This is a genomic window from Enterobacter sp. N18-03635, assembly GCF_004006055.1.
Classification (GTDB): Bacteria; Pseudomonadota; Gammaproteobacteria; order Enterobacterales; family Enterobacteriaceae; genus Enterobacter; species Enterobacter vonholyi.
Genome location: NZ_CP034769.1, coordinates 234,589 through 254,800 on the forward strand (window position 1 = coordinate 234,589; position 20,212 = coordinate 254,800).

Annotated in this window: 16 protein-coding genes, 1 tRNA gene, 3 rRNA genes and 1 riboswitch; of the genes, 11 read left to right on the plus strand and 9 right to left on the minus strand. The window is 56.5% G+C overall.

The features are described from left to right. Positions 1-10: 10 nt before the first annotated feature. From thiH to rsd, 7 genes are all read right to left on the minus strand, one after another. Entirely contained in the window at positions 11-1,138 is a 1,128-nt protein-coding gene (gene thiH, locus ELK40_RS01820) for a 2-iminoacetate synthase ThiH (RefSeq protein ID WP_127729198.1), read from the minus strand. After that, a complete protein-coding gene (gene thiG, locus ELK40_RS01825; protein ID WP_127729200.1) occupies positions 1,135-1,905 on the minus strand; it encodes a thiazole synthase in 771 nt (256 codons plus the stop codon). The genes thiH and thiG overlap by 4 nt, the downstream gene beginning before the upstream one ends. 1 nt (position 1,906) lies before the next feature. After that, positions 1,907-2,107, minus strand: coding sequence for a sulfur carrier protein ThiS (gene thiS, locus ELK40_RS01830; RefSeq protein WP_032644502.1), 201 nt, complete (start codon positions 2,105-2,107; stop codon positions 1,907-1,909). Further along, a complete protein-coding gene (locus tag ELK40_RS01835; protein ID WP_127729202.1) occupies positions 2,091-2,846 on the minus strand; it encodes a HesA/MoeB/ThiF family protein in 756 nt (251 codons plus the stop codon). Before ELK40_RS01835 ends, thiS begins: the two co-directional genes overlap by 17 nt. Beyond that, positions 2,833-3,474, minus strand: coding sequence for a thiamine phosphate synthase (gene thiE / locus ELK40_RS01840; protein WP_127729204.1), 642 nt, complete (start codon positions 3,472-3,474; stop codon positions 2,833-2,835). The genes ELK40_RS01835 and thiE overlap by 14 nt, the downstream gene beginning before the upstream one ends. Then, complete coding sequence (thiC, locus tag ELK40_RS01845) at positions 3,474-5,369, minus strand: phosphomethylpyrimidine synthase ThiC (protein WP_127729206.1); 1,896 nt, start codon at positions 5,367-5,369, stop codon at positions 3,474-3,476. Before thiC ends, thiE begins: the two co-directional genes overlap by 1 nt. 79 nt (positions 5,370-5,448) lie before the next feature. Further along, positions 5,449-5,557, minus strand: a riboswitch (TPP riboswitch). A 54-nt stretch (positions 5,558-5,611) separates the two neighbouring features. Continuing rightward, positions 5,612-6,109 carry a sigma D regulator gene (gene rsd, locus ELK40_RS01850; RefSeq protein WP_115877037.1) on the minus strand — a complete coding sequence of 166 codons (498 nt, stop codon included), beginning with the start codon at positions 6,107-6,109 and terminating at the stop codon, positions 5,612-5,614. A 95-nt stretch (positions 6,110-6,204) separates the two neighbouring features. Here rsd and nudC point away from each other — a divergent pair, with 95 nt between their 5' ends. From nudC to ELK40_RS01880, 6 genes are all read left to right on the plus strand, one after another. Further along, positions 6,205-6,978 carry an NAD(+) diphosphatase gene (nudC, locus tag ELK40_RS01855; RefSeq protein WP_115877038.1) on the plus strand — a complete coding sequence of 258 codons (774 nt, stop codon included), beginning with the start codon at positions 6,205-6,207 and terminating at the stop codon, positions 6,976-6,978. A 38-nt stretch (positions 6,979-7,016) separates the two neighbouring features. Further along, positions 7,017-8,081, plus strand: coding sequence for a uroporphyrinogen decarboxylase (gene hemE / locus ELK40_RS01860; RefSeq protein WP_127729208.1), 1,065 nt, complete (start codon positions 7,017-7,019; stop codon positions 8,079-8,081). 9 nt (positions 8,082-8,090) lie between these two features. Next, positions 8,091-8,762, plus strand: coding sequence for a deoxyribonuclease V (gene nfi / locus ELK40_RS01865; protein ID WP_023309979.1), 672 nt, complete (start codon positions 8,091-8,093; stop codon positions 8,760-8,762). 41 nt (positions 8,763-8,803) lie between these two features. Further along, positions 8,804-9,394: a YjaG family protein gene (locus tag ELK40_RS01870; RefSeq protein WP_008503468.1), complete on the plus strand. Its 591-nt coding sequence runs from the start codon at positions 8,804-8,806 to the stop codon at positions 9,392-9,394. A 186-nt stretch (positions 9,395-9,580) separates the two neighbouring features. Beyond that, complete coding sequence (gene hupA / locus ELK40_RS01875; RefSeq protein ID WP_002445246.1) at positions 9,581-9,853, plus strand: nucleoid-associated protein HU-alpha; 273 nt, start codon at positions 9,581-9,583, stop codon at positions 9,851-9,853. 11 nt (positions 9,854-9,864) lie between these two features. Continuing rightward, a complete protein-coding gene (locus ELK40_RS01880) occupies positions 9,865-10,557 on the plus strand; it encodes a DUF1481 domain-containing protein (RefSeq protein ID WP_127732714.1) in 693 nt (230 codons plus the stop codon). A gap of 58 nt (positions 10,558-10,615) precedes the next feature. On the opposite strand, the gene purD is transcribed toward ELK40_RS01880, so the two are convergent. Both purD and purH read right to left on the minus strand, forming a co-directional pair. After that, entirely contained in the window at positions 10,616-11,908 is a 1,293-nt protein-coding gene (gene purD / locus ELK40_RS01885; protein WP_127729210.1) for a phosphoribosylamine--glycine ligase, read from the minus strand. A 15-nt stretch (positions 11,909-11,923) separates the two neighbouring features. Further along, positions 11,924-13,513, minus strand: coding sequence for a bifunctional phosphoribosylaminoimidazolecarboxamide formyltransferase/IMP cyclohydrolase (gene purH, locus ELK40_RS01890; RefSeq protein WP_127729212.1), 1,590 nt, complete (start codon positions 13,511-13,513; stop codon positions 11,924-11,926). 560 nt (positions 13,514-14,073) lie between these two features. Between purH and ELK40_RS01895 the strand changes: the two genes are divergently transcribed. The 5 genes from ELK40_RS01895 to metA all read left to right on the plus strand — a co-directional run bounded on the left by ELK40_RS01895 (position 14,074) and on the right by metA (position 20,203). Next, positions 14,074-15,615: ribosomal RNA gene (locus tag ELK40_RS01895) — 16S ribosomal RNA — on the plus strand. Between the two features lie 84 nt (positions 15,616-15,699). Next, positions 15,700-15,775, plus strand: a tRNA-Glu gene (locus ELK40_RS01900). Between the two features lie 182 nt (positions 15,776-15,957). Next, positions 15,958-18,863: ribosomal RNA gene (locus ELK40_RS01905) — 23S ribosomal RNA — on the plus strand. Positions 18,864-18,932: 69 nt separating this feature from the next. Continuing rightward, positions 18,933-19,048: ribosomal RNA gene (gene rrf, locus ELK40_RS01910) — 5S ribosomal RNA — on the plus strand. Together the 16S, 23S and 5S rRNA genes with 1 tRNA gene alongside form the textbook arrangement of a ribosomal RNA operon. 225 nt (positions 19,049-19,273) lie before the next feature. Continuing rightward, positions 19,274-20,203, plus strand: coding sequence for a homoserine O-succinyltransferase (gene metA, locus ELK40_RS01915; protein ID WP_008503405.1), 930 nt, complete (start codon positions 19,274-19,276; stop codon positions 20,201-20,203). The last annotated feature ends 9 nt before the right edge of the window (positions 20,204-20,212 follow it).

Sequence of the window (20,212 nt, forward strand, 5' to 3'; positions counted from 1 at the left end):
CGTTTCAACGTCATTGCGAGGCTCTTCCCAGCCAGCTGTCCCAGTCTTTCCAGACAGGCTGAAGGCCCTGCGCCGTCAGGGCTGCGGCGACCGCTTCCGGACGTCGCCCGTCATGCGGCACAAACTGCTCCAGCTCCTGACGATCGTCGGCGTAGCCGCCAGGCTGCGTTTTGGAAAATGCGCTGACGTTGTTAATTGCAAGCGGGATAACGCGATCGCGAAACGCCGGGGACTCACGCGTTGAGAGCGATAATTCAACTTCCGGGGCGAGCAGGCGAAACGCGCAGATCGTCTGCACCAGCTGGCGTTCATCCATTAGCGAAGCCGGTTCGATCCCTCCCGCACAGGGGCGCAGGCGCGGGAAGGAGATGGAATAACGGCTCTGCCAGTAGTGCTGCTGGAGCCACAGCAAATGTTCCGCCACCATATAACAATCCACCCGCCAGCTGTCGGAGAGCCCGATCAGCGCACCCAGACCGATTTTGTCGATACCCGCGCGGCCGAGCCTGTCCGGCGTTTCCAGCCGGAAAAAGAAATCCTGTTTCTTACCCTTCAGGTGGTGCCGGGCGTACGTCGCCTCATGATAGGTTTCCTGGTAGACCATGACCCCGTCCAGCCCGAGGTTTTTGAGCTCTGCGTACTCCTCCTGCGACAGGGGCTGCACTTCCATCTGCAACGACGCAAACTGACGACGAATGGCGGGAAGGTGCTGACGGAAATAGTCCATTCCCACTTTTCCCTGATGTTCGCCCGTGACCAGCAGAAGATGTTCAAAGCCCATTTCACGAATGGCCGCACACTCCCGGGAAATCTCATCTTCATCGAGCGTTTTACGCTTGATGCGGTTGCTCATGGAAAAACCGCAGTAGGTGCAGTCATTGGCACACAGGTTGGAGAGATAGAGCGGCACGTAGAAGCTCACCGTGTTGCCAAAACGCTGGCGGGTGAGCCGCTGTGCTCGCTGGGCCATCGGTTCGAGGTACGCGCTCGCCGCGGGGGAGAGCAGGGCCATCAGATCCTCGCGGGTCAGATGGCGGGCATGCAGCGCGCGCTCCACGTCAGCCGCCGTTTTGCTGTTGATGCGCAGGGCAATGTCGTCCCAGTTAAGCTGCCGCCAGCGCTCGGTAAACGTGCTCATGAGATCGCCTCCAGAAAACCGGTCAGCGGGCTGGTGGCCTGCGCCTGGAAACTGCGCGAACCGGGGCCGGCTCCCCTTGCCAGCAGGCCAGCCTCTACGGCCATGCGGAATGCACGCGCCATCATGACCGGGTCGTCGGCAACCGAGATGGCCGTGTTGACCAGCACCGCGTCGGCGCCCATCTCCAGCGCTTGCGCGGCATGGCTGGGCACGCCAATGCCCGCATCAACGACCACCGGCACGGTGGCCTGCTCGATGATGATCTCCAGCATCGCGCGGGTTTCCAGCCCCTGGTTGGAGCCAATGGGGGCCCCCAGCGGCATGACGGCAGCGCATCCGACCTCTTCGAGACGTTTGCACAGAACAGGGTCAGCGCCGCAGTAAGGCAGAACGGTAAACCCTTGCTGCACCAGCTTTTCAGCCGCTTTCAGCGTTTCAATCGGGTCGGGCAGCAGCCAGCGGGCATCCGGATGGATTTCCAGCTTTAGCCAGCGGGTGCCGAGCGCCTCGCGGGCCAGCTGCGCGGCAAAAATCGCCTCTTCGGCCGTTTTGGCGCCGGAGGTGTTGGGCAACAGCGTGACGCCTGCTTCCAGCAACGGAGCCAGAATGGCATCGCTGTGGTGGCGCAGATCCACGCGCTTGAGCGCCAGCGTCACCAGCTGGCTGCCGCTTTCGCGAATGGCATCCACCATCAGCTGCGGCGAGGCGAATTTTCCGGTTCCGGTAAACAGATGCGAATCAAAAACCTTATCGGCAATACGTAACATCTCAGCCCCCTGCGATAACCTGAAACAGCAGGATCTGGTCGCCTTCATTGACCTGCTGATGTTCCCACTGCTCGCGCGGCAGGATCTGTTGATTGAGCGCCAGCGCCGTTCCCGGCTTGAGCTGACGCAGCTTGTCGAGCAGTGCGGCAACGGTAAGCCCGTCGTCGCATCTCATCGGCTCATCGTTAAACAGAATGCGCATCGCGGCCTCCGCATACCGGGCAGCGGCTGGCGCGGTGTAATGCCAGATGGCGCCAGCCGCTGGAGCGGGCATCAAACAGCCGCAGCGTATTGCGTTCCGTCTCCATGCCGCTGAGCAGCTTGATGGCCTCCAGCGCCTGCATTGTGCCCATTACGCCGACCACCGGACCAAGAATGCCCGCCGTACGGCAGTTGCGCGTCGGTTCGGCATCGTCCGGCCACAGGCAGCGATAGCAGCCCTGCGACCACGGCGGGGTCAGGACCATCATCTGCCCGCCGAAACCCACCGCGCTGGCGGTAATGAGCGGCGTATGATTTGCCACGCAGGCGGCGTTAATCGCCTGGCGCGTCGCCATGTTGTCCGTGCAGTCCAGCACCACGTCGGCAAGGGCGACTTCACGGCGCAGGCTTTCACCGCTAAGCCGCTCCTGTAAGGCAATCAGCTCGATATCCGGGTTGAGCTGCGCCAGGCGCTGCCGGGTGATTTGCGCTTTCGGCTGGCTGATATCGTCGGTAGTAAAGAGGATTTGCCGCTGCAGATTGCTGAGGTGGACCTCATCGTCGTCCGCCAGCACCAGCGTGCCGATACCCGCACCTGCCAGATAGAGCGCGGCGGGTGCGCCTAATCCCCCGAGTCCAACAATCAGCACCCGGCTGGCGAGCAGTTTTTGCTGGCCGTCGATGGCGATATCCTCCAGCAGGATCTGACGGCTGTAGCGCATAAAGTCACGATCGTTCATCGCCTGCTCCTGCCAGCTGTAACAGCTGTTCGGTGGCGGACCGCCAGTCTGCGGCCTGGGTGATGGCACTGACGACGGCGATGCTGCCGACGCCGGTCTCCAGCACCGCCGGGGCACGTTCAAGGCTGATTCCGCCGATGGCGACGGTGGGGTAATCGGCAAGGCGTTTAACGTGACTTGCCAGCTGCGTCAGACCCTGCGGTGCGGAGGGCATCTGCTTGGTTTGCGTCGGGAAAACGTGACCGAGCGCGATGTAAGAGGGACGGGCCGCCAGGGCCACGTCAATCTCCATGTCATCGTGCGTTGACACGCCCAGACGCAACCCGGCTTCACGGATTGCGCTCAGATCCGTTGTTTCCAGGTCCTCCTGACCCAGATGCACGCCGTACGCCCGGTGCTTAACGGCCAGCCGCCAGTAGTCGTTGATAAACAGACGGGCGTTATACCGGCGCCCAAGCGCAATGGCGGCAACCACATCGGCTTCCACCTCGTCATCGCGTTTATCCTTGATGCGCAGCTGGATCGTTCGAACGCCTGTCTCCAGCAGGCGCTCTATCCACGCCACGCTGTCCACCACCGGATAGAGCCCTAAACGGTAGGGAACGGGTGGGAAATCGGGCTGGTACATTACGCCTCCTCTTTTTTGAGGTAGATTTCGCCGCCTTTGGCGCGGAAGGTTTCGGACATGTCCGCCATACCCACTTCAATGGTTTGCGTGGCGGCGTAGTCGCGCACCTCCTGGCTGATTTTCATCGAGCAGAACTTCGGCCCACACATGGAGCAGAAGTGCGCGACTTTGCCCGATTCCTGCGGCAGGGTTTCGTCGTGGTAGGCGCGGGCGGTGAACGGATCCAGCGCCAGGTTGAACTGGTCTTCCCAGCGGAATTCAAAGCGCGCCTTCGACATGGCGTTATCACGGATTTGCGCGCCCGGATGGCCCTTGGCCAGATCCGCCGCGTGGGCGGCAATCTTGTAGGTGATCAGCCCCTGCTTCACGTCCTCTTTGTTTGGCAGCCCGAGGTGCTCTTTCGGCGTCACGTAGCACAGCATGGCGCAGCCGAACCAGCCGATCATCGCCGCGCCAATGCCTGACGTGAAGTGGTCATAGCCCGGCGCGATGTCGGTGGTCAGTGGCCCCAGCGTGTAGAACGGCGCTTCGTGGCAGTGCTCCAGCTCCTCGGTCATGTTGCGGCGGATCATCTGCATCGGCACGTGTCCCGGGCCTTCAATCATCACCTGCACGTCATACTCCCAGGCGATTTTGGTCAGTTCGCCCAGCGTGTGGAGCTCGGCAAACTGCGCTTCGTCGTTGGCGTCACGGATGGAACCCGGGCGCAGGCCGTCGCCCAGCGACAGGGAGACGTCATAGGCGGCGCAGATTTCGCAGATCTCGCGGAAGTGTTCGTAGAGGAAGTTCTCCTGGTGGTGGGAGAGGCACCACTTCGCCATGATGGAGCCGCCGCGCGAGACGATGCCGGTCAGACGCTTCGCGGTCATCGGCACGTAGCGCAGCAGCACGCCCGCGTGAATGGTGAAGTAGTCCACGCCCTGCTCGGCCTGCTCCAGCAGGGTGTCGCGGAACGCTTCCCAGGTGAGGTCTTCGGCAATGCCGTTGACCTTCTCCAGCGCCTGATAAATCGGGACGGTGCCGATCGGCACCGGGCTGTTACGCAGGATCCATTCGCGGGTTTCATGGATATAGCGGCCGGTGGAAAGATCCATTACCGTATCCGCACCCCAGCGCGTGGACCAGACCAGCTTTTCCACCTCTTCTTCGATGGAGGAGGTGACGGCCGAGTTACCGATGTTAGCGTTGACCTTCACCAGGAAGTTGCGGCCGATAATCATCGGCTCGGACTCCGGGTGGTTAATGTTGGCGGGGATAATCGCGCGGCCGGCGGCCAGTTCGTCACGTACAAATTCCGGCGTGATGTTCTCCGGCAGGCGCGCGCCAAAGCCTTCACCAGGATGCTGATAGCGCAGCACTTCGCTGCGGATACGCTCGCGACCCATGTTTTCACGGATGGCGATGAACTCCATCTCCGGCGTGACGATACCCTGGCGGGCGTAGTGCAGCTGGGTCACGCATTTACCTGCTTTAGCACGTTTTGGCGTCAGCAGGCCGGTAAAGCGCAACTCGTCCAGGCCGTCGTCGGCCAGGCGCTCTTTGGTGTACGCAGAACTGAGCACGCTCAGCTCTTCGCAGTCGTTACGCGCGTCAATCCACGGCTGGCGCAGCTTTGCCAGCCCCTGCTGGACGTTGATGGCAACATCAGGATCGCCGTATGGGCCGGAGGTGTCATACACCGGCACGGCTTCGTTGTCTTCATACTGCGGATTCTGTTTGCTGCTGCCGATAAGCGTCGGGCTGAGCTGGATTTCGCGCATCGGGACGCGGATATCGGCCTGCGAGCCGGAAATGTAGATGCGTTTCGAGTTGGGGAAAGCGGTGCCTTCCAGGGTATCGATGAAGTGTTGGGCCTGTGCGCGCTGTTCGCGGCGGGTCAGTTTTGCAGTAGACATAGCTCATTCCAAAAGTGAAGGACATGGCTTGTCAGACGACGGATGAAGCAAGAGAGGATCGCCCGGGGGGCGATACAACAGCAGTGTGACTCTTGTTCCCTTCGCAGGTATTAGCCTGATCAGGTTCCGCGGATCCCGAATTAACGGTCTCAGCCCGGCTTTCGCTCTGGGCACTCCGACAAGAAAAATCCCCCTCGTGAGAGGGGCGAATGGTTGTAAATTACTCGTTAACGATTAAGAACTCAAGCAGGGCGCGCGACGTTCTCTTCGTTACTGATGTTCAAATCATTGTCCAGGGCGAGAGAGATCAGCTTATCTTCCAGCGTGAATCGCTCCTCCAGCGCTTCGCCGAGGTCGGATAGCGCTTTCTGGAACTCAAGATAGTTATCGTGATCGATGGCATTCTCGAGCGCGGAATCATAGTAATCCATGATCTGCTGGGTATTGGCTTCCAGCAGCGGATAGAGCTTGCTGGCCGCTAAATACGGCGTTGTCCCTTCCATTTCGCGGATAATGCGTTCATAAATATTGAAATGGCCGTCGGACAGATAGTCGACCAGGCCCTGACAAAAATCATCCAGCGCTTTTTCGTTCAGCCGCATAAACGATTCTTTGCCAGGCTTAATGCCGACCAGATTGTAATAAGCCACGAGTAGATGCTTGCGCACATGCAGCCAGCGATCCACCAGTTTGTTACTTCCTCTAACGCGCTCAGTCAGGCTTTCTAGCTGGTTTAACATGGTCGACTCCGCAAAGTGTAGGATTGAATCTGCTCATCCAGAATGTAACCACAATGCTAACAACATGTCAGTGAAGCGAAGGTAGTGCAATAGATATGGATCGTATTATTGAAAAATCAGATCTGGGTTGGTGGATCGTCAGCCACGAACAAAAATTATGGTTGCCCGGTGGAGAACTGCCCTACGGTGCGGCGGAAACGTTCGATCTCGTGGGCCAGCCTGCGCTAGAGATCGGCGAGTGGCAGGGTGAGCCCGTGTGGTTGATCCAGCAAGCGCGTCGTCAGGATATGGGATCCGTTCGCCAGGTGTTGGATCTGGACGTGGGCCTGTTCCAGCTGGCGGGGCGCGGCGTGCAGCTGGCGGAGTTTTATCGCTCGCACAAATACTGCGGCTACTGCGGTCATACCATGCACCCGAGCAAAACCGAGTGGGCGATGCTCTGCAGCCACTGCCGCGAGCGCTACTATCCGCAAATTGCGCCGTGCATTATCGTCGCTATTCGCCGGGATGATTCTATTTTGCTGGCGCAGCATACCCGTCATCGCAACGGCGTTCACACCGTGCTGGCCGGCTTTGTCGAGGTGGGCGAAACGCTGGAGCAGGCGGTGGCGCGCGAGGTAATGGAGGAGAGCGGCATCAAAGTGAAGAACCTGCGCTACGTCACCTCCCAGCCGTGGCCGTTCCCGCAGTCGCTGATGACGGCCTTTATGGCCGAATATGACAGCGGCGAGATCGTTATCGATCGGAAAGAGCTGCTGGATGCGAACTGGTATCGCTATGACGATCTACCGCTGCTCCCCCCACCGGGTACCGTGGCGCGTCGGCTAATAGAAGATACCGTGGCGATGTGTCGGGCCGAGTATGAGTAGTGTTACACTGAGGCCATGACGCTTAAGGAACTGCAAAAATGACCGAACTGAAGAACGATCGTTATCTGCGTGCGCTGCTGCGCCAGCCCGTTGATGTCACCCCGGTGTGGATGATGCGCCAGGCGGGACGCTATCTGCCAGAGTACAAAGCCACGCGCGCGCAGGCGGGCGATTTTATGTCGCTTTGCAAAAACGCCGAGCTGGCCTGTGAAGTGACGCTCCAGCCGCTGCGCCGCTTCCCGCTGGATGCGGCGATCCTCTTCTCGGATATTCTGACCATTCCGGATGCGATGGGCCTTGGCCTGTACTTCGAAACCGGTGAAGGTCCGCGTTTCACCGCTCCGATCAAAAGCAAAGCCGACGTGGACAAGCTGCCGATCCCCGATCCGGAAGGCGAACTGGGCTACGTGATGAACGCCGTGCGCACCATTCGCCGCGAGCTGAAAGGGGAAGTGCCGCTGATTGGCTTCTCAGGCAGCCCGTGGACGCTGGCGACCTATATGGTGGAAGGGGGCAGCAGCAAAGCCTTCACCATGATTAAAAAGATAATGTACGCCGAGCCGCTGGCCCTGCATGCGCTGCTCGACAAGCTGGCGAAGAGCGTTACGCTCTATCTGAACGCGCAGATTAAGGCGGGCGCGCAGTCGGTGATGATTTTCGATACCTGGGGCGGCGTGCTGACCGGGCGCGATTATCAGCAGTTCTCCCTGTATTACATGCATAAAATCGTTGATGGCCTGCTGCGTGAAAACGAAGGTCGCCGCGTGCCGGTGACGCTGTTCACCAAAGGTGGCGGCCAGTGGCTGGAAGCGATGGCGGCAACCGGCTGCGACGCGCTGGGTCTCGACTGGACCACCGATATTGCCGATGCGCGTCGTCGCGTGGGCGACAAAGTAGCGCTGCAGGGCAATATGGACCCGTCCATGCTTTATGCGCCGCCAGCCCGCATTGAAGAAGAAGTGTCGACTATACTGTCTGGTTTCGGCCAGGGGGAAGGCCACGTCTTTAACCTCGGCCACGGCATTCATCAGGATGTGCCGCCAGAACACGCAGGCGTATTTGTGGAGGCGGTGCATCGGCTTTCTGCCCAGTATCACAAGTAAGGAGTGGTTATGGATCTCGCGTCGCTACGCGCTCAGCAAATCGAACTAGCCTCATCGGTGATCCGCGAGGATCGTCTGGATAAGGATCCTCCGCAGTACATTGGAGGAGCAGATGTCGGATTTGAGCAGGGTGGGGAAGTGACGCGAGCGGCGATGGTGGTACTGAAGTACCCGTCGCTTGAGCTGGTGGAGTACAAGGTAGCGCGTATCGCGACCACCATGCCGTACATTCCGGGCTTTCTCTCCTTTCGCGAATATCCCGCGCTGCTGGCAGCGTGGGAGCAGCTCTCGCAAAAACCTGACCTGCTGTTTGTCGATGGACACGGTATTTCACACCCGCGCCGTTTAGGCGTTGCCAGCCACTTTGGGCTGCTGGTGGATGTGCCGACCATTGGCGTTGCCAAGAAACGCCTGTGCGGCGCGTTTGAACCTCTTTCTGCCGAGCCGGGCGCGCTGGCGCCGCTTATCCATAAAGGCGAGCAGCTGGCGTGGGTCTGGCGCAGCAAGGCGCGCTGTAACCCGCTCTTTATCGCCACCGGGCACCGGGTGAGCATGGACAGTGCCCTGGCGTGGGTGCAGCGCTGTATGAAGGGCTACCGCTTGCCGGAGCCGACGCGCTGGGCAGACGCCGTGGCGTCTTCGCGTCCGGCTTTTGTTCGTTGGCAGGAAATTCAGCGATGATTCAGGTAAACTGCGCCTAATTATCGATTCGAGAGATCATCATGCTACAAAACCCGATTCACCTGCGCCTTGAAAAGCTGGAAAGCTGGCAGCACGTCACCTTCATGGCTTGCCTGTGCGAGCGCATGTATCCCAACTATGCCGCGTTCTGCAAGCAGACGGGCTTTGGTGATGGCCATATCTACCGTCGCATTCTGGATCTGATCTGGGAAACGCTGACGGTGAAAGACGCGAAGGTGAATTTCGACTCTCAGCTCGAAAAGCTGGAAGAGGCGATCCCGGTGGCGGATGATTTTGACCTGTACGGCGTCTACCCGGCAATTGATGCCTGCGTGGCGTTAAGCGAACTGCTTCACTCCCGTCTGAGCGGTGAAACGCTGGAGCACGCTATTGAAGTCAGTAAGGCATCTATTACGACCGTCGCGATGCTGGAAATGACCCAGGAAGGTCGGGAAATGACCGACGAAGAGCTGCGTGCGAACCCGGCGGTTGAGCAAGAATGGGACATTCAGTGGGAAATTTTCCGCCTGTTAGCAGAGTGTGAAGAACGCGATATTGAGCTGATAAAAGGGCTGCGCGCTGACTTACGAGAGGCTGGCGAGAGCAATATTGGTATAATTTTTAACCAATGAGACAATAAATCTTGAGATAACGCCCGTTTTGTCGCTCCTCGACTCTTCCCTTTCGCCCCTTGTCTGGTCTACATTTGGGGGGCGAAAAAAAGTGGCTATCGGTGCGTGTATGCAGGAGAGTGCTTTTTTGGCATTTTCGTCGCACTCGATGCTTAGCAAGCGATAAACACATTGAAAGGATAACTTATGAACAAGACTCAACTGATTGATGTAATTGCGGACAAGGCTGATCTGTCTAAAGTGCAGGCTAAAGCTGCTCTGGAATCTACCCTGGCTGCTATTACTGAGTCTCTGAAAGAAGGTGATGCTGTACAACTGGTTGGTTTCGGTACCTTCAAAGTGAACCACCGCGCTGAGCGTACTGGCCGCAACCCGCAGACCGGTAAAGAAATCAAAATCGCCGCAGCTAACGTGCCGGCATTTGTTTCTGGTAAAGCACTGAAAGACGCTGTTAAGTAAGACGCGTGGCAGTGAACAGTTTTAGCGAAGGGGCGGCAACGCCCCTTTTGTCTTTCTGGCGCGGAACGCTCGCGCTGGCAGGCATGCTGCTGCTGTCAGCCTGTAGCCACGACACCTCCCTGCCGCCGTTTACCGCCAGCGGCTACGCGGACAACCAGGGCGCGGTCAGGATCTGGCGTAAAGATTCCGGCGGCGAAGTGCATCTGCTTTCTGCCTTCAGCCCGTGGCATAGCGGCAATACGTCGACGGCGGAGTATCGCTGGCAGGGAGATGACCTGTCGCTGATTGAGCTGAACGTCTACAGCAAGACCCCCGAACACGTGAAAGTGCGTTTTGATGACCATGGCGAGCTAAGCTTTATGCAGCGCGAAGTCAGCGGTCAAAAACAGCAGCTTTCCAGCGATCAAATTGCCCTCTACCGTTACCGTGCCGAACAAATCCGCCAGACCAGCGATGCGCTTCGTCTGGGACGCGTCGTGCTGCGCCAGGGGCGCTGGCATGCCGATGGGTCGGTGACAACCTGCGAAGGGCAGACGGTCAAGCCTGAGCTCGAATCCTGGGCAACCGAACACATTCAACGCCGTCAGCGTCATTCATCAATGGAAGTGAGCGTGGCGTGGCTTGAGGCGCCGGAAGGCTCTCAGCTGCTGCTGGTGGCGAACGAAGACTTCTGCACCTGGCAGCCGACAGAGAAGAGTTTCTGAGGTAAATCCCCTCTCCCTTGAGGGAGAGGGTCAGGGTGAGGGGGAACAGACGGTTCCGTTACTCCCCCTGCTCGCGCGCAATCGCGCGATAGCCGATATCCTGACGGCTAAAGCTACCGTTCCAGTGAATATCTGCCATCAGCGCATAGGCGCGCTTCTGCGCTTCTGCCACGGTATGGCCCAGCGCGGTTGCACACAGCACGCGGCCGCCGTTGGTGAGGACGCGATCGTCGCCAGCCAGCTTCGTACCGGCGTGGAACACCTTCGCACCTTCAATCTCTTCCAGCGGCAGGCCGTGGATTTCATCTCCGGTGCTGTAGTTGCCCGGATAACCACCCGCAGCAATCACCACGCCGAGAGACGCACGCGCGTCCCACTCGGAGGTTTTCTCGTCCAGCTTGCCATCGCAGGCTGCCAGGCACAGATCCACCAGATCGGATTTCATGCGCAGCATGATTGGCTGCGTTTCCGGATCGCCAAAACGGCAGTTGAATTCGATGACCTTAGGGTTACCCTGCTTGTCGATCATCAGACCTGCGTAAAGGAAACCGGTGTAGGTATTCCCTTCTGCCGCCATTCCCTTCACGGTAGGCCAGATGATGCGATCCATGGTGCGCTGGTGAACTTCGTCAGTCACTACCGGAGCGGGGGAGTAAGCCCCCATTCCACCGGTATTCGGGCCGGTATCGCCATTGCCCACACGCTTGTGGTCCTGGCTGGTGGCCATCGGCAGAACGTGCTCGCCGTCTACCATCACGATGAAGCTTGCTTCTTCACCGTCGAGGAACTCTTCGATCACGATGCGGTGGCCCGCATCACCGAAAGCATTGCCCGCCAGCATATCCTGAACTGCGGCTTCGGCTTCGTCGAGCGTCATCGCGACGATCACGCCTTTACCGGCGGCCAGACCGTCGGCCTTGATAACAATCGGCGCGCCCTTCTCACGTAAGTAGGCCAGAGCAGGCTCCACTTCAGTGAAATTCTGATATTCCGCCGTCGGGATGTTATGACGCGCGAGGAAATCTTTGGTGAAGGCTTTGGAGCCTTCCAGCTGCGCGGCGCCTTCCGTTGGACCGAAAATTTTCAGGCCCGCTGCGCGGAACGCATCCACCACGCCAATCACCAGCGGCGCTTCCGGGCCGACGATGGTCAGGTCGATTTTCTCGCTCTGGGCAAAACTCAGCAGCGCCGGAATGTCGGTCACGCCGATAGCCACGTTCTGCAGCGCGGGTTCCAGTGCGGTACCGGCGTTGCCCGGTGCCACGAAGACCGTTTTCACCAGCGGAGACTGCGCCGCTTTCCACGCCAGCGCATGCTCGCGTCCGCCGTTACCAATCACTAATACTTTCATTTTCAGCTCCGGGAATTAATGGCGGAAGTGGCGCATGTCGGTGAAGATCATCGCGATGCCGTGTTCGTCGGCAGCGGCAATCACTTCGTCGTCGCGGATTGAACCGCCTGGCTGGATCACGCAGGTGATGCCGACAGCGGCTGCGGCGTCGATACCGTCACGGAACGGGAAGAAGGCGTCAGAGGCCATGGCGGAGCCTTTGACTTCCAGACCTTCGTCACCTGCTTTAATACCCGCGATTTTCGCAGAGTAAACGCGGCTCATCTGGCCTGCGCCTATCCCGATAGTCATGTTCTCTTTCGCATAGACGATGGCGTTGGATTTTACGAACTTCGCCACTTTCCAGCAGAACAGCGCGTCACGCAGTTCCTGTTCGGTCGGCTGGCGTTTGGTCACCACGCGCAGGTCGGCTTTTGTCACCATGCCCAGATCGCGGTCCTGAACCAGCAGGCCGCCGTTTACGCGTTTGAAGTCCAGGCCCGGCACGCGTTCTGCCCACTGGCCGCAAATCAGTACGCGCACGTTCTGTTTTGCCGCGGTGATTTTCAGCGCTTCTTCGGAGGCCGATGGCGCGATAATCACTTCGACAAACTGGCGGGAGATAATGGCCTGTGCGGTTTCAGCATCCAGTTCGCGGTTGAAGGCGATAATGCCGCCGAACGCGGAGGTCGGGTCGGTTTTGTAGGCGCGATCGTAGGCATCCAGAATAGAGGTGCTTACCGCCACGCCGCATGGGTTGGCGTGCTTGACGATAACGCAGGCCGGCTCGCTGAACTCTTTCACGCATTCCAGCGCCGCGTCGGTGTCGGCAATGTTGTTATAGGAGAGCGCTTTGCCCTGAACCTGCTGAGCGGTCGCAACAGAGGCTTCTTTTACCTCTTCTTCTATATAGAAGGCAGCCTGCTGGTGGCTGTTCTCACCGTAACGCATATCTTGTTTCTTAATGAAGTTCAGATTCAGGGTACGCGGGAAGCGGCCAGAAGGATCTTTGCTTTCACCGTGGTAAGCCGGCACCAGGCTACCGAAGTAGTTGGCGATCATGCTGTCATACGCCGCGGTGTGCTCGAAAGCTTTAATGGCGAGGTCGAAACGGGTATCCAGAGTCAGTGACCCTTCGTTGGCATCCATCTCATTAATAATGGTCTCGTAATCGCTGCTCTTCACCACGATAGCCACATCTTTATGGTTCTTGGCTGCTGAGCGCACCATGGTTGGGCCGCCGATATCAATATTCTCTACGGCATCTTCCAGAGAACAGCCTTCGCGGGCAACGGTCTGGGCAAACGGGTAGAGGTTAACGACAACCATGTCGATTGGGGCGATATCATGCTGTTCCATAATAGCGTCGTCCTGACCGCGACGGCCAAGAATACCGCCGTGCACTTTCGGGTGCAGGGTTTTGACGCGTCCATCCATCATTTCCGGGAAACCGGTGTAATCGGACACTTCGGTTACCGGCAGACCTTTATCTGCTAACAGACGAGCGGTACCGCCTGTAGAAAGCAGTTCTACACCGCGTGCAGAAAGTGCCTGAGCGAATTCGACAATACCGGCTTTATCAGAAACACTGAGCAGAGCGCGGCGGACTGGACGACGTTGTTGCATGGTAAATCCCCTGGATTTCACGATTACAGAGAGCGTTAGATGAATTTTCCTGCGAAAAACTCATCTAACACACCTGACGAGGCATCCTTGTTAAGCGCGAGCATTTTAACGAAAACGTTTGCGCAACGCTCGCACATTTTCACTTTTTCGCATCACTGTGGATAACTTTGTGCATAAAAGGGTATAAGGCGGGGTTTTGCTGGGGAATGCAGCAGTCAGTCATTTTTTTGCAACTTTTCGGTTGCGGTCGTTCGGGAACTCCCTATAATGCGCCTCCATCGACACGGCGGATGTGAATCACTTCACAAACAGCCCGGTCGGTTGAAGAGAAAAAATCCTGAAATAACGGGTTGACTCTGAAGGAGGAAAGCGTAATATACGCCACCTCGCAACGGTGAGCGAAAGCCGCGTTGCACTGCTCTTTAACAATTTATCAGACAATCTGTGTGGGCACTCAAAGTGACATGGATTCTTAACGTCCTCGGACGAAAAATGAATACCAAGTCTCTGAGTGAACATACGTAATTCATTACGAAGTTTAATTCACGAGCATCAAACTTAAATTGAAGAGTTTGATCATGGCTCAGATTGAACGCTGGCGGCAGGCCTAACACATGCAAGTCGAGCGGCAGCGGAAAGTAGCTTGCTACTTTGCCGGCGAGCGGCGGACGGGTGAGTAATGTCTGGGAAACTGCCTGATGGAGGGGGATAACTACTGGAAACGGTAGCTAATACCGCATAACGTCGCAAGACCAAAGAGGGGGACCTTCGGGCCTCTTGCCATCAGATGTGCCCAGATGGGATTAGCTAGTAGGTGGGGTAACGGCTCACCTAGGCGACGATCCCTAGCTGGTCTGAGAGGATGACCAGCCACACTGGAACTGAGACACGGTCCAGACTCCTACGGGAGGCAGCAGTGGGGAATATTGCACAATGGGCGCAAGCCTGATGCAGCCATGCCGCGTGTATGAAGAAGGCCTTCGGGTTGTAAAGTACTTTCAGCGGGGAGGAAGGCGATAAGGTTAATAACCTTGTCGATTGACGTTACCCGCAGAAGAAGCACCGGCTAACTCCGTGCCAGCAGCCGCGGTAATACGGAGGGTGCAAGCGTTAATCGGAATTACTGGGCGTAAAGCGCACGCAGGCGGTCTGTCAAGTCGGATGTGAAATCCCCGGGCTCAACCTGGGAACTGCATTCGAAACTGGCAGGCTAGAGTCTTGTAGAGGGGGGTAGAATTCCAGGTGTAGCGGTGAAATGCGTAGAGATCTGGAGGAATACCGGTGGCGAAGGCGGCCCCCTGGACAAAGACTGACGCTCAGGTGCGAAAGCGTGGGGAGCAAACAGGATTAGATACCCTGGTAGTCCACGCCGTAAACGATGTCGACTTGGAGGTTGTGCCCTTGAGGCGTGGCTTCCGGAGCTAACGCGTTAAGTCGACCGCCTGGGGAGTACGGCCGCAAGGTTAAAACTCAAATGAATTGACGGGGGCCCGCACAAGCGGTGGAGCATGTGGTTTAATTCGATGCAACGCGAAGAACCTTACCTACTCTTGACATCCAGAGAACTTAGCAGAGATGCTTTGGTGCCTTCGGGAACTCTGAGACAGGTGCTGCATGGCTGTCGTCAGCTCGTGTTGTGAAATGTTGGGTTAAGTCCCGCAACGAGCGCAACCCTTATCCTTTGTTGCCAGCGGTTAGGCCGGGAACTCAAAGGAGACTGCCAGTGATAAACTGGAGGAAGGTGGGGATGACGTCAAGTCATCATGGCCCTTACGAGTAGGGCTACACACGTGCTACAATGGCGCATACAAAGAGAAGCGACCTCGCGAGAGCAAGCGGACCTCATAAAGTGCGTCGTAGTCCGGATTGGAGTCTGCAACTCGACTCCATGAAGTCGGAATCGCTAGTAATCGTAGATCAGAATGCTACGGTGAATACGTTCCCGGGCCTTGTACACACCGCCCGTCACACCATGGGAGTGGGTTGCAAAAGAAGTAGGTAGCTTAACCTTCGGGAGGGCGCTTACCACTTTGTGATTCATGACTGGGGTGAAGTCGTAACAAGGTAACCGTAGGGGAACCTGCGGTTGGATCACCTCCTTACCTTAAAGAACCTGCCTTTGTAGTGCTCACACAGATTGTCTGATGAAAAGTAAATAGCAAGGCGTCTTGCGATTGAGACTACACGTCCCCTTCGTCTAGAGGCCCAGGACACCGCCCTTTCACGGCGGTAACAGGGGTTCGAATCCCCTAGGGGACGCCACTTGCTGGTTCGTGAGTGAAAGTCACCTGCCGTCATATCTCAAAACTGACTTGCGAGTCACGTTTGAGATATTTGCTCTTTAAAAATCTGGATCAAGCTGAAAATTGAAACGACACATCTTAATGGTGTGTTCGAGTCTCTCAAATTTTCGCAATCAGAAGTGAAACATCTTCGGGTTGTGAGGTTAAGCGACTAAGCGTACACGGTGGATGCCCTGGCAGTCAGAGGCGATGAAGGACGTGCTAATCTGCGAAAAGCGCCGGCGAGGTGATATGAACCTTTGACCCGGCGATGTCCGAATGGGGAAACCCAGTGTGATTCGTCACACTATCGTTAACTGAATACATAGGTTAACGAGGCGAACCGGGGGAACTGAAACATCTAAGTACCCCGAGGAAAAGAAATCAACCGAGATTCCCCCAGTAGCGGCGAGCGAACGGGGAGCAGCCCAGAGTCTGAATCAGCTTGTGTGTTAGTGGAAGCGTCTGGAAAGTCGCACGGTACAGGGTGACAGTCCCGTACACGAAAGCACACAGGCTGTGAACTCGAAGAGTAGGGCGGGACACGTGGTATCCTGTCTGAATATGGGGGGACCATCCTCCAAGGCTAAATACTCCTGACTGACCGATAGTGAACCAGTACCGTGAGGGAAAGGCGAAAAGAACCCCGGCGAGGGGAGTGAAAAAGAACCTGAAACCGTGTACGTACAAGCAGTGGGAGCACCTTCGTGGTGTGACTGCGTACCTTTTGTATAATGGGTCAGCGACTTATATTCTGTAGCAAGGTTAACCGTATAGGGGAGCCGAAGGGAAACCGAGTCTTAACTGGGCGTTAAGTTGCAGGGTATAGACCCGAAACCCGGTGATCTAGCCATGGGCAGGTTGAAGGTTGGGTAACACTAACTGGAGGACCGAACCGACTAATGTTGAAAAATTAGCGGATGACTTGTGGCTGGGGGTGAAAGGCCAATCAAACCGGGAGATAGCTGGTTCTCCCCGAAAGCTATTTAGGTAGCGCCTCGTGAACTCATCTTCGGGGGTAGAGCACTGTTTCGGCTAGGGGGCCATCCCGGCTTACCAACCCGATGCAAACTACGAATACCGAAGAATGTTATCACGGGAGACACACGGCGGGTGCTAACGTCCGTCGTGAAGAGGGAAACAACCCAGACCGCCAGCTAAGGTCCCAAAGTCATGGTTAAGTGGGAAACGATGTGGGAAGGCACAGACAGCCAGGATGTTGGCTTAGAAGCAGCCATCATTTAAAGAAAGCGTAATAGCTCACTGGTCGAGTCGGCCTGCGCGGAAGATGTAACGGGGCTAAACCATGCACCGAAGCTGCGGCAGCGACGCTTATGCGTTGTTGGGTAGGGGAGCGTTCTGTAAGCCGTTGAAGGTGTGCTGTGAGGCATGCTGGAGGTATCAGAAGTGCGAATGCTGACATAAGTAACGATAAAGCGGGTGAAAAGCCCGCTCGCCGGAAGACCAAGGGTTCCTGTCCAACGTTAATCGGGGCAGGGTGAGTCGACCCCTAAGGCGAGGCCGAAAGGCGTAGTCGATGGGAAACAGGTTAATATTCCTGTACTTGGTGTTACTGCGAAGGGGGGACGGAGAAGGCTATGTTAGCCGGGCGACGGTTGTCCCGGTTTAAGCATGTAGGCGGAGGTTCCAGGTAAATCCGGTACCTTATTAACGCTGAGGTGTGATGACGAGGCACTACGGTGCTGAAGTAACAAATGCCCTGCTTCCAGGAAAAGCCTCTAAGCATCAGGTAACACGAAATCGTACCCCAAACCGACACAGGTGGTCAGGTAGAGAATACCAAGGCGCTTGAGAGAACTCGGGTGAAGGAACTAGGCAAAATGGTGCCGTAACTTCGGGAGAAGGCACGCTGATATGTAGGTGAAGCCCCTGCGGGTGGAGCTGAAATCAGTCGAAGATACCAGCTGGCTGCAACTGTTTATTAAAAACACAGCACTGTGCAAACACGAAAGTGGACGTATACGGTGTGACGCCTGCCCGGTGCCGGAAGGTTAATTGATGGGGTTAGCGGTAACGCGAAGCTCTTGATCGAAGCCCCGGTAAACGGCGGCCGTAACTATAACGGTCCTAAGGTAGCGAAATTCCTTGTCGGGTAAGTTCCGACCTGCACGAATGGCGTAATGATGGCCAGGCTGTCTCCACCCGAGACTCAGTGAAATTGAACTCGCTGTGAAGATGCAGTGTACCCGCGGCAAGACGGAAAGACCCCGTGAACCTTTACTATAGCTTGACACTGAACACTGGTCCTTGATGTGTAGGATAGGTGGGAGGCTTTGAAGCGTGGACGCCAGTCTGCGTGGAGCCGTCCTTGAAATACCACCCTTTAATGGCTGGTGTTCTAACGTAGACCCGTGATCCGGGTTGCGGACAGTGTCTGGTGGGTAGTTTGACTGGGGCGGTCTCCTCCCAAAGAGTAACGGAGGAGCACGAAGGTTAGCTAATCCTGGTCGGACATCAGGAGGTTAGTGCAATGGCATAAGCTAGCTTGACTGCGAGAGTGACGGCTCGAGCAGGTGCGAAAGCAGGTCATAGTGATCCGGTGGTTCTGAATGGAAGGGCCATCGCTCAACGGATAAAAGGTACTCCGGGGATAACAGGCTGATACCGCCCAAGAGTTCATATCGACGGCGGTGTTTGGCACCTCGATGTCGGCTCATCACATCCTGGGGCTGAAGTAGGTCCCAAGGGTATGGCTGTTCGCCATTTAAAGTGGTACGCGAGCTGGGTTTAGAACGTCGTGAGACAGTTCGGTCCCTATCTGCCGTGGGCGCTGGAGAATTGAGGGGGGCTGCTCCTAGTACGAGAGGACCGGAGTGGACGCATCACTGGTGTTCGGGTTGTCATGCCAATGGCACTGCCCGGTAGCTAAATGCGGAAAAGATAAGTGCTGAAAGCATCTAAGCACGAAACTTGCCCCGAGATGAGTTCTCCCTGAGACTTTAAGTCTCCTGAAGGAACGTTAAAGACTATGACGTTGATAGGTCGGGTGTGTAAGCGCAGCGATGCGTTGAGCTAACCGATACTAATGAACCGTGAGGCTTAACCTTACAACGCCGAAGGTGTTTTGGCGAAGAGACACGATATTTTCAGCTTTGATACAGATTTAACAGAATTTGCCTGGCGGCTTTAGCGCGGTGGTCCCACCTGACCCCATGCCGAACTCAGAAGTGAAACGCCGTAGCGCCGATGGTAGTGTGGGGTCTCCCCATGTGAGAGTAGGGAACTGCCAGGCATCAAAATAGAAGAACCCCGTACCGAAAGGTGCGGGGTTTTTTGCTTTTGTTTTTCACCCTCTCCCTGCGGGAGAGAGACGGGGCGAGGGGCATCAAACCGTACCATTCTCTCCTTGAAACTTTCTCACCTTCCGCTTGCAGACTCGACATTCAAACCGTTTCTGGGTATCGTTAGCTATCTGGATGTCTAAACGTTTATACGTATGCTGTGAGGATATAAAGCTATGCCGATTCGGGTGCAGGACGAGCTACCAGCCGTCAATTTCTTGCGTGAAGAAAATGTCTTTGTCATGACGACTTCACGTGCGACAGGTCAGGAAATTCGCCCGCTGAAGGTGCTTATTCTCAATCTGATGCCAAAAAAGATCGAAACAGAGAACCAGTTCCTGCGTCTTCTGTCGAACTCCCCGCTGCAGGTCGATATTCAGCTGCTGCGAATCGATGCCCGTGAGTCACGTAACACGCCTTCCGAGCATCTGAACAACTTCTACTGTAACTTCGATGACATTCAGGGTGAAAATTTCGACGGACTGATTGTGACCGGCGCGCCGCTCGGTCTGGTTGAATTTAACGATGTCGCCTACTGGCCGCAGATCAAACAGGTTCTGGAGTGGGCAAAAGATCACGTCACGTCCACGCTGTTTGTCTGTTGGGCGGTACAAGCCGCACTGAATATTCTTTATGGCATCCCCAAGCAAACCCGCACTGAAAAGCTCTCCGGCGTATACGAACACCATATTCTCCATCCACATGCGTTGCTGACGCGTGGTTTCGATGATTCTTTCCTGGCCCCGCATTCTCGCTACGCCGACTTCCCGGCCCAGCTGATTCGTGATTACACCGATCTGGAGATTCTGGCTGAAACGGAAGATGGGGACGCTTACCTGTTTGCCAGTAAAGATAAGCGCATTGCCTTTGTGACCGGGCATCCTGAGTACGATCCGCACACCCTTGCGTCAGAGTATTTCCGTGATGTCGAAGCGGGTCTTAATCCGGATGTCCCGTACAACTATTTCCCGAAAGACGATCCACAAAACAAACCGAGAGCGACCTGGCGCAGCCACGGGAATTTGCTTTTTACTAACTGGCTCAACTATTACGTCTACCAGATCACACCATACGATCTGCGTCACATGAATCCAACGCTGGAGTAATCGTCTGCA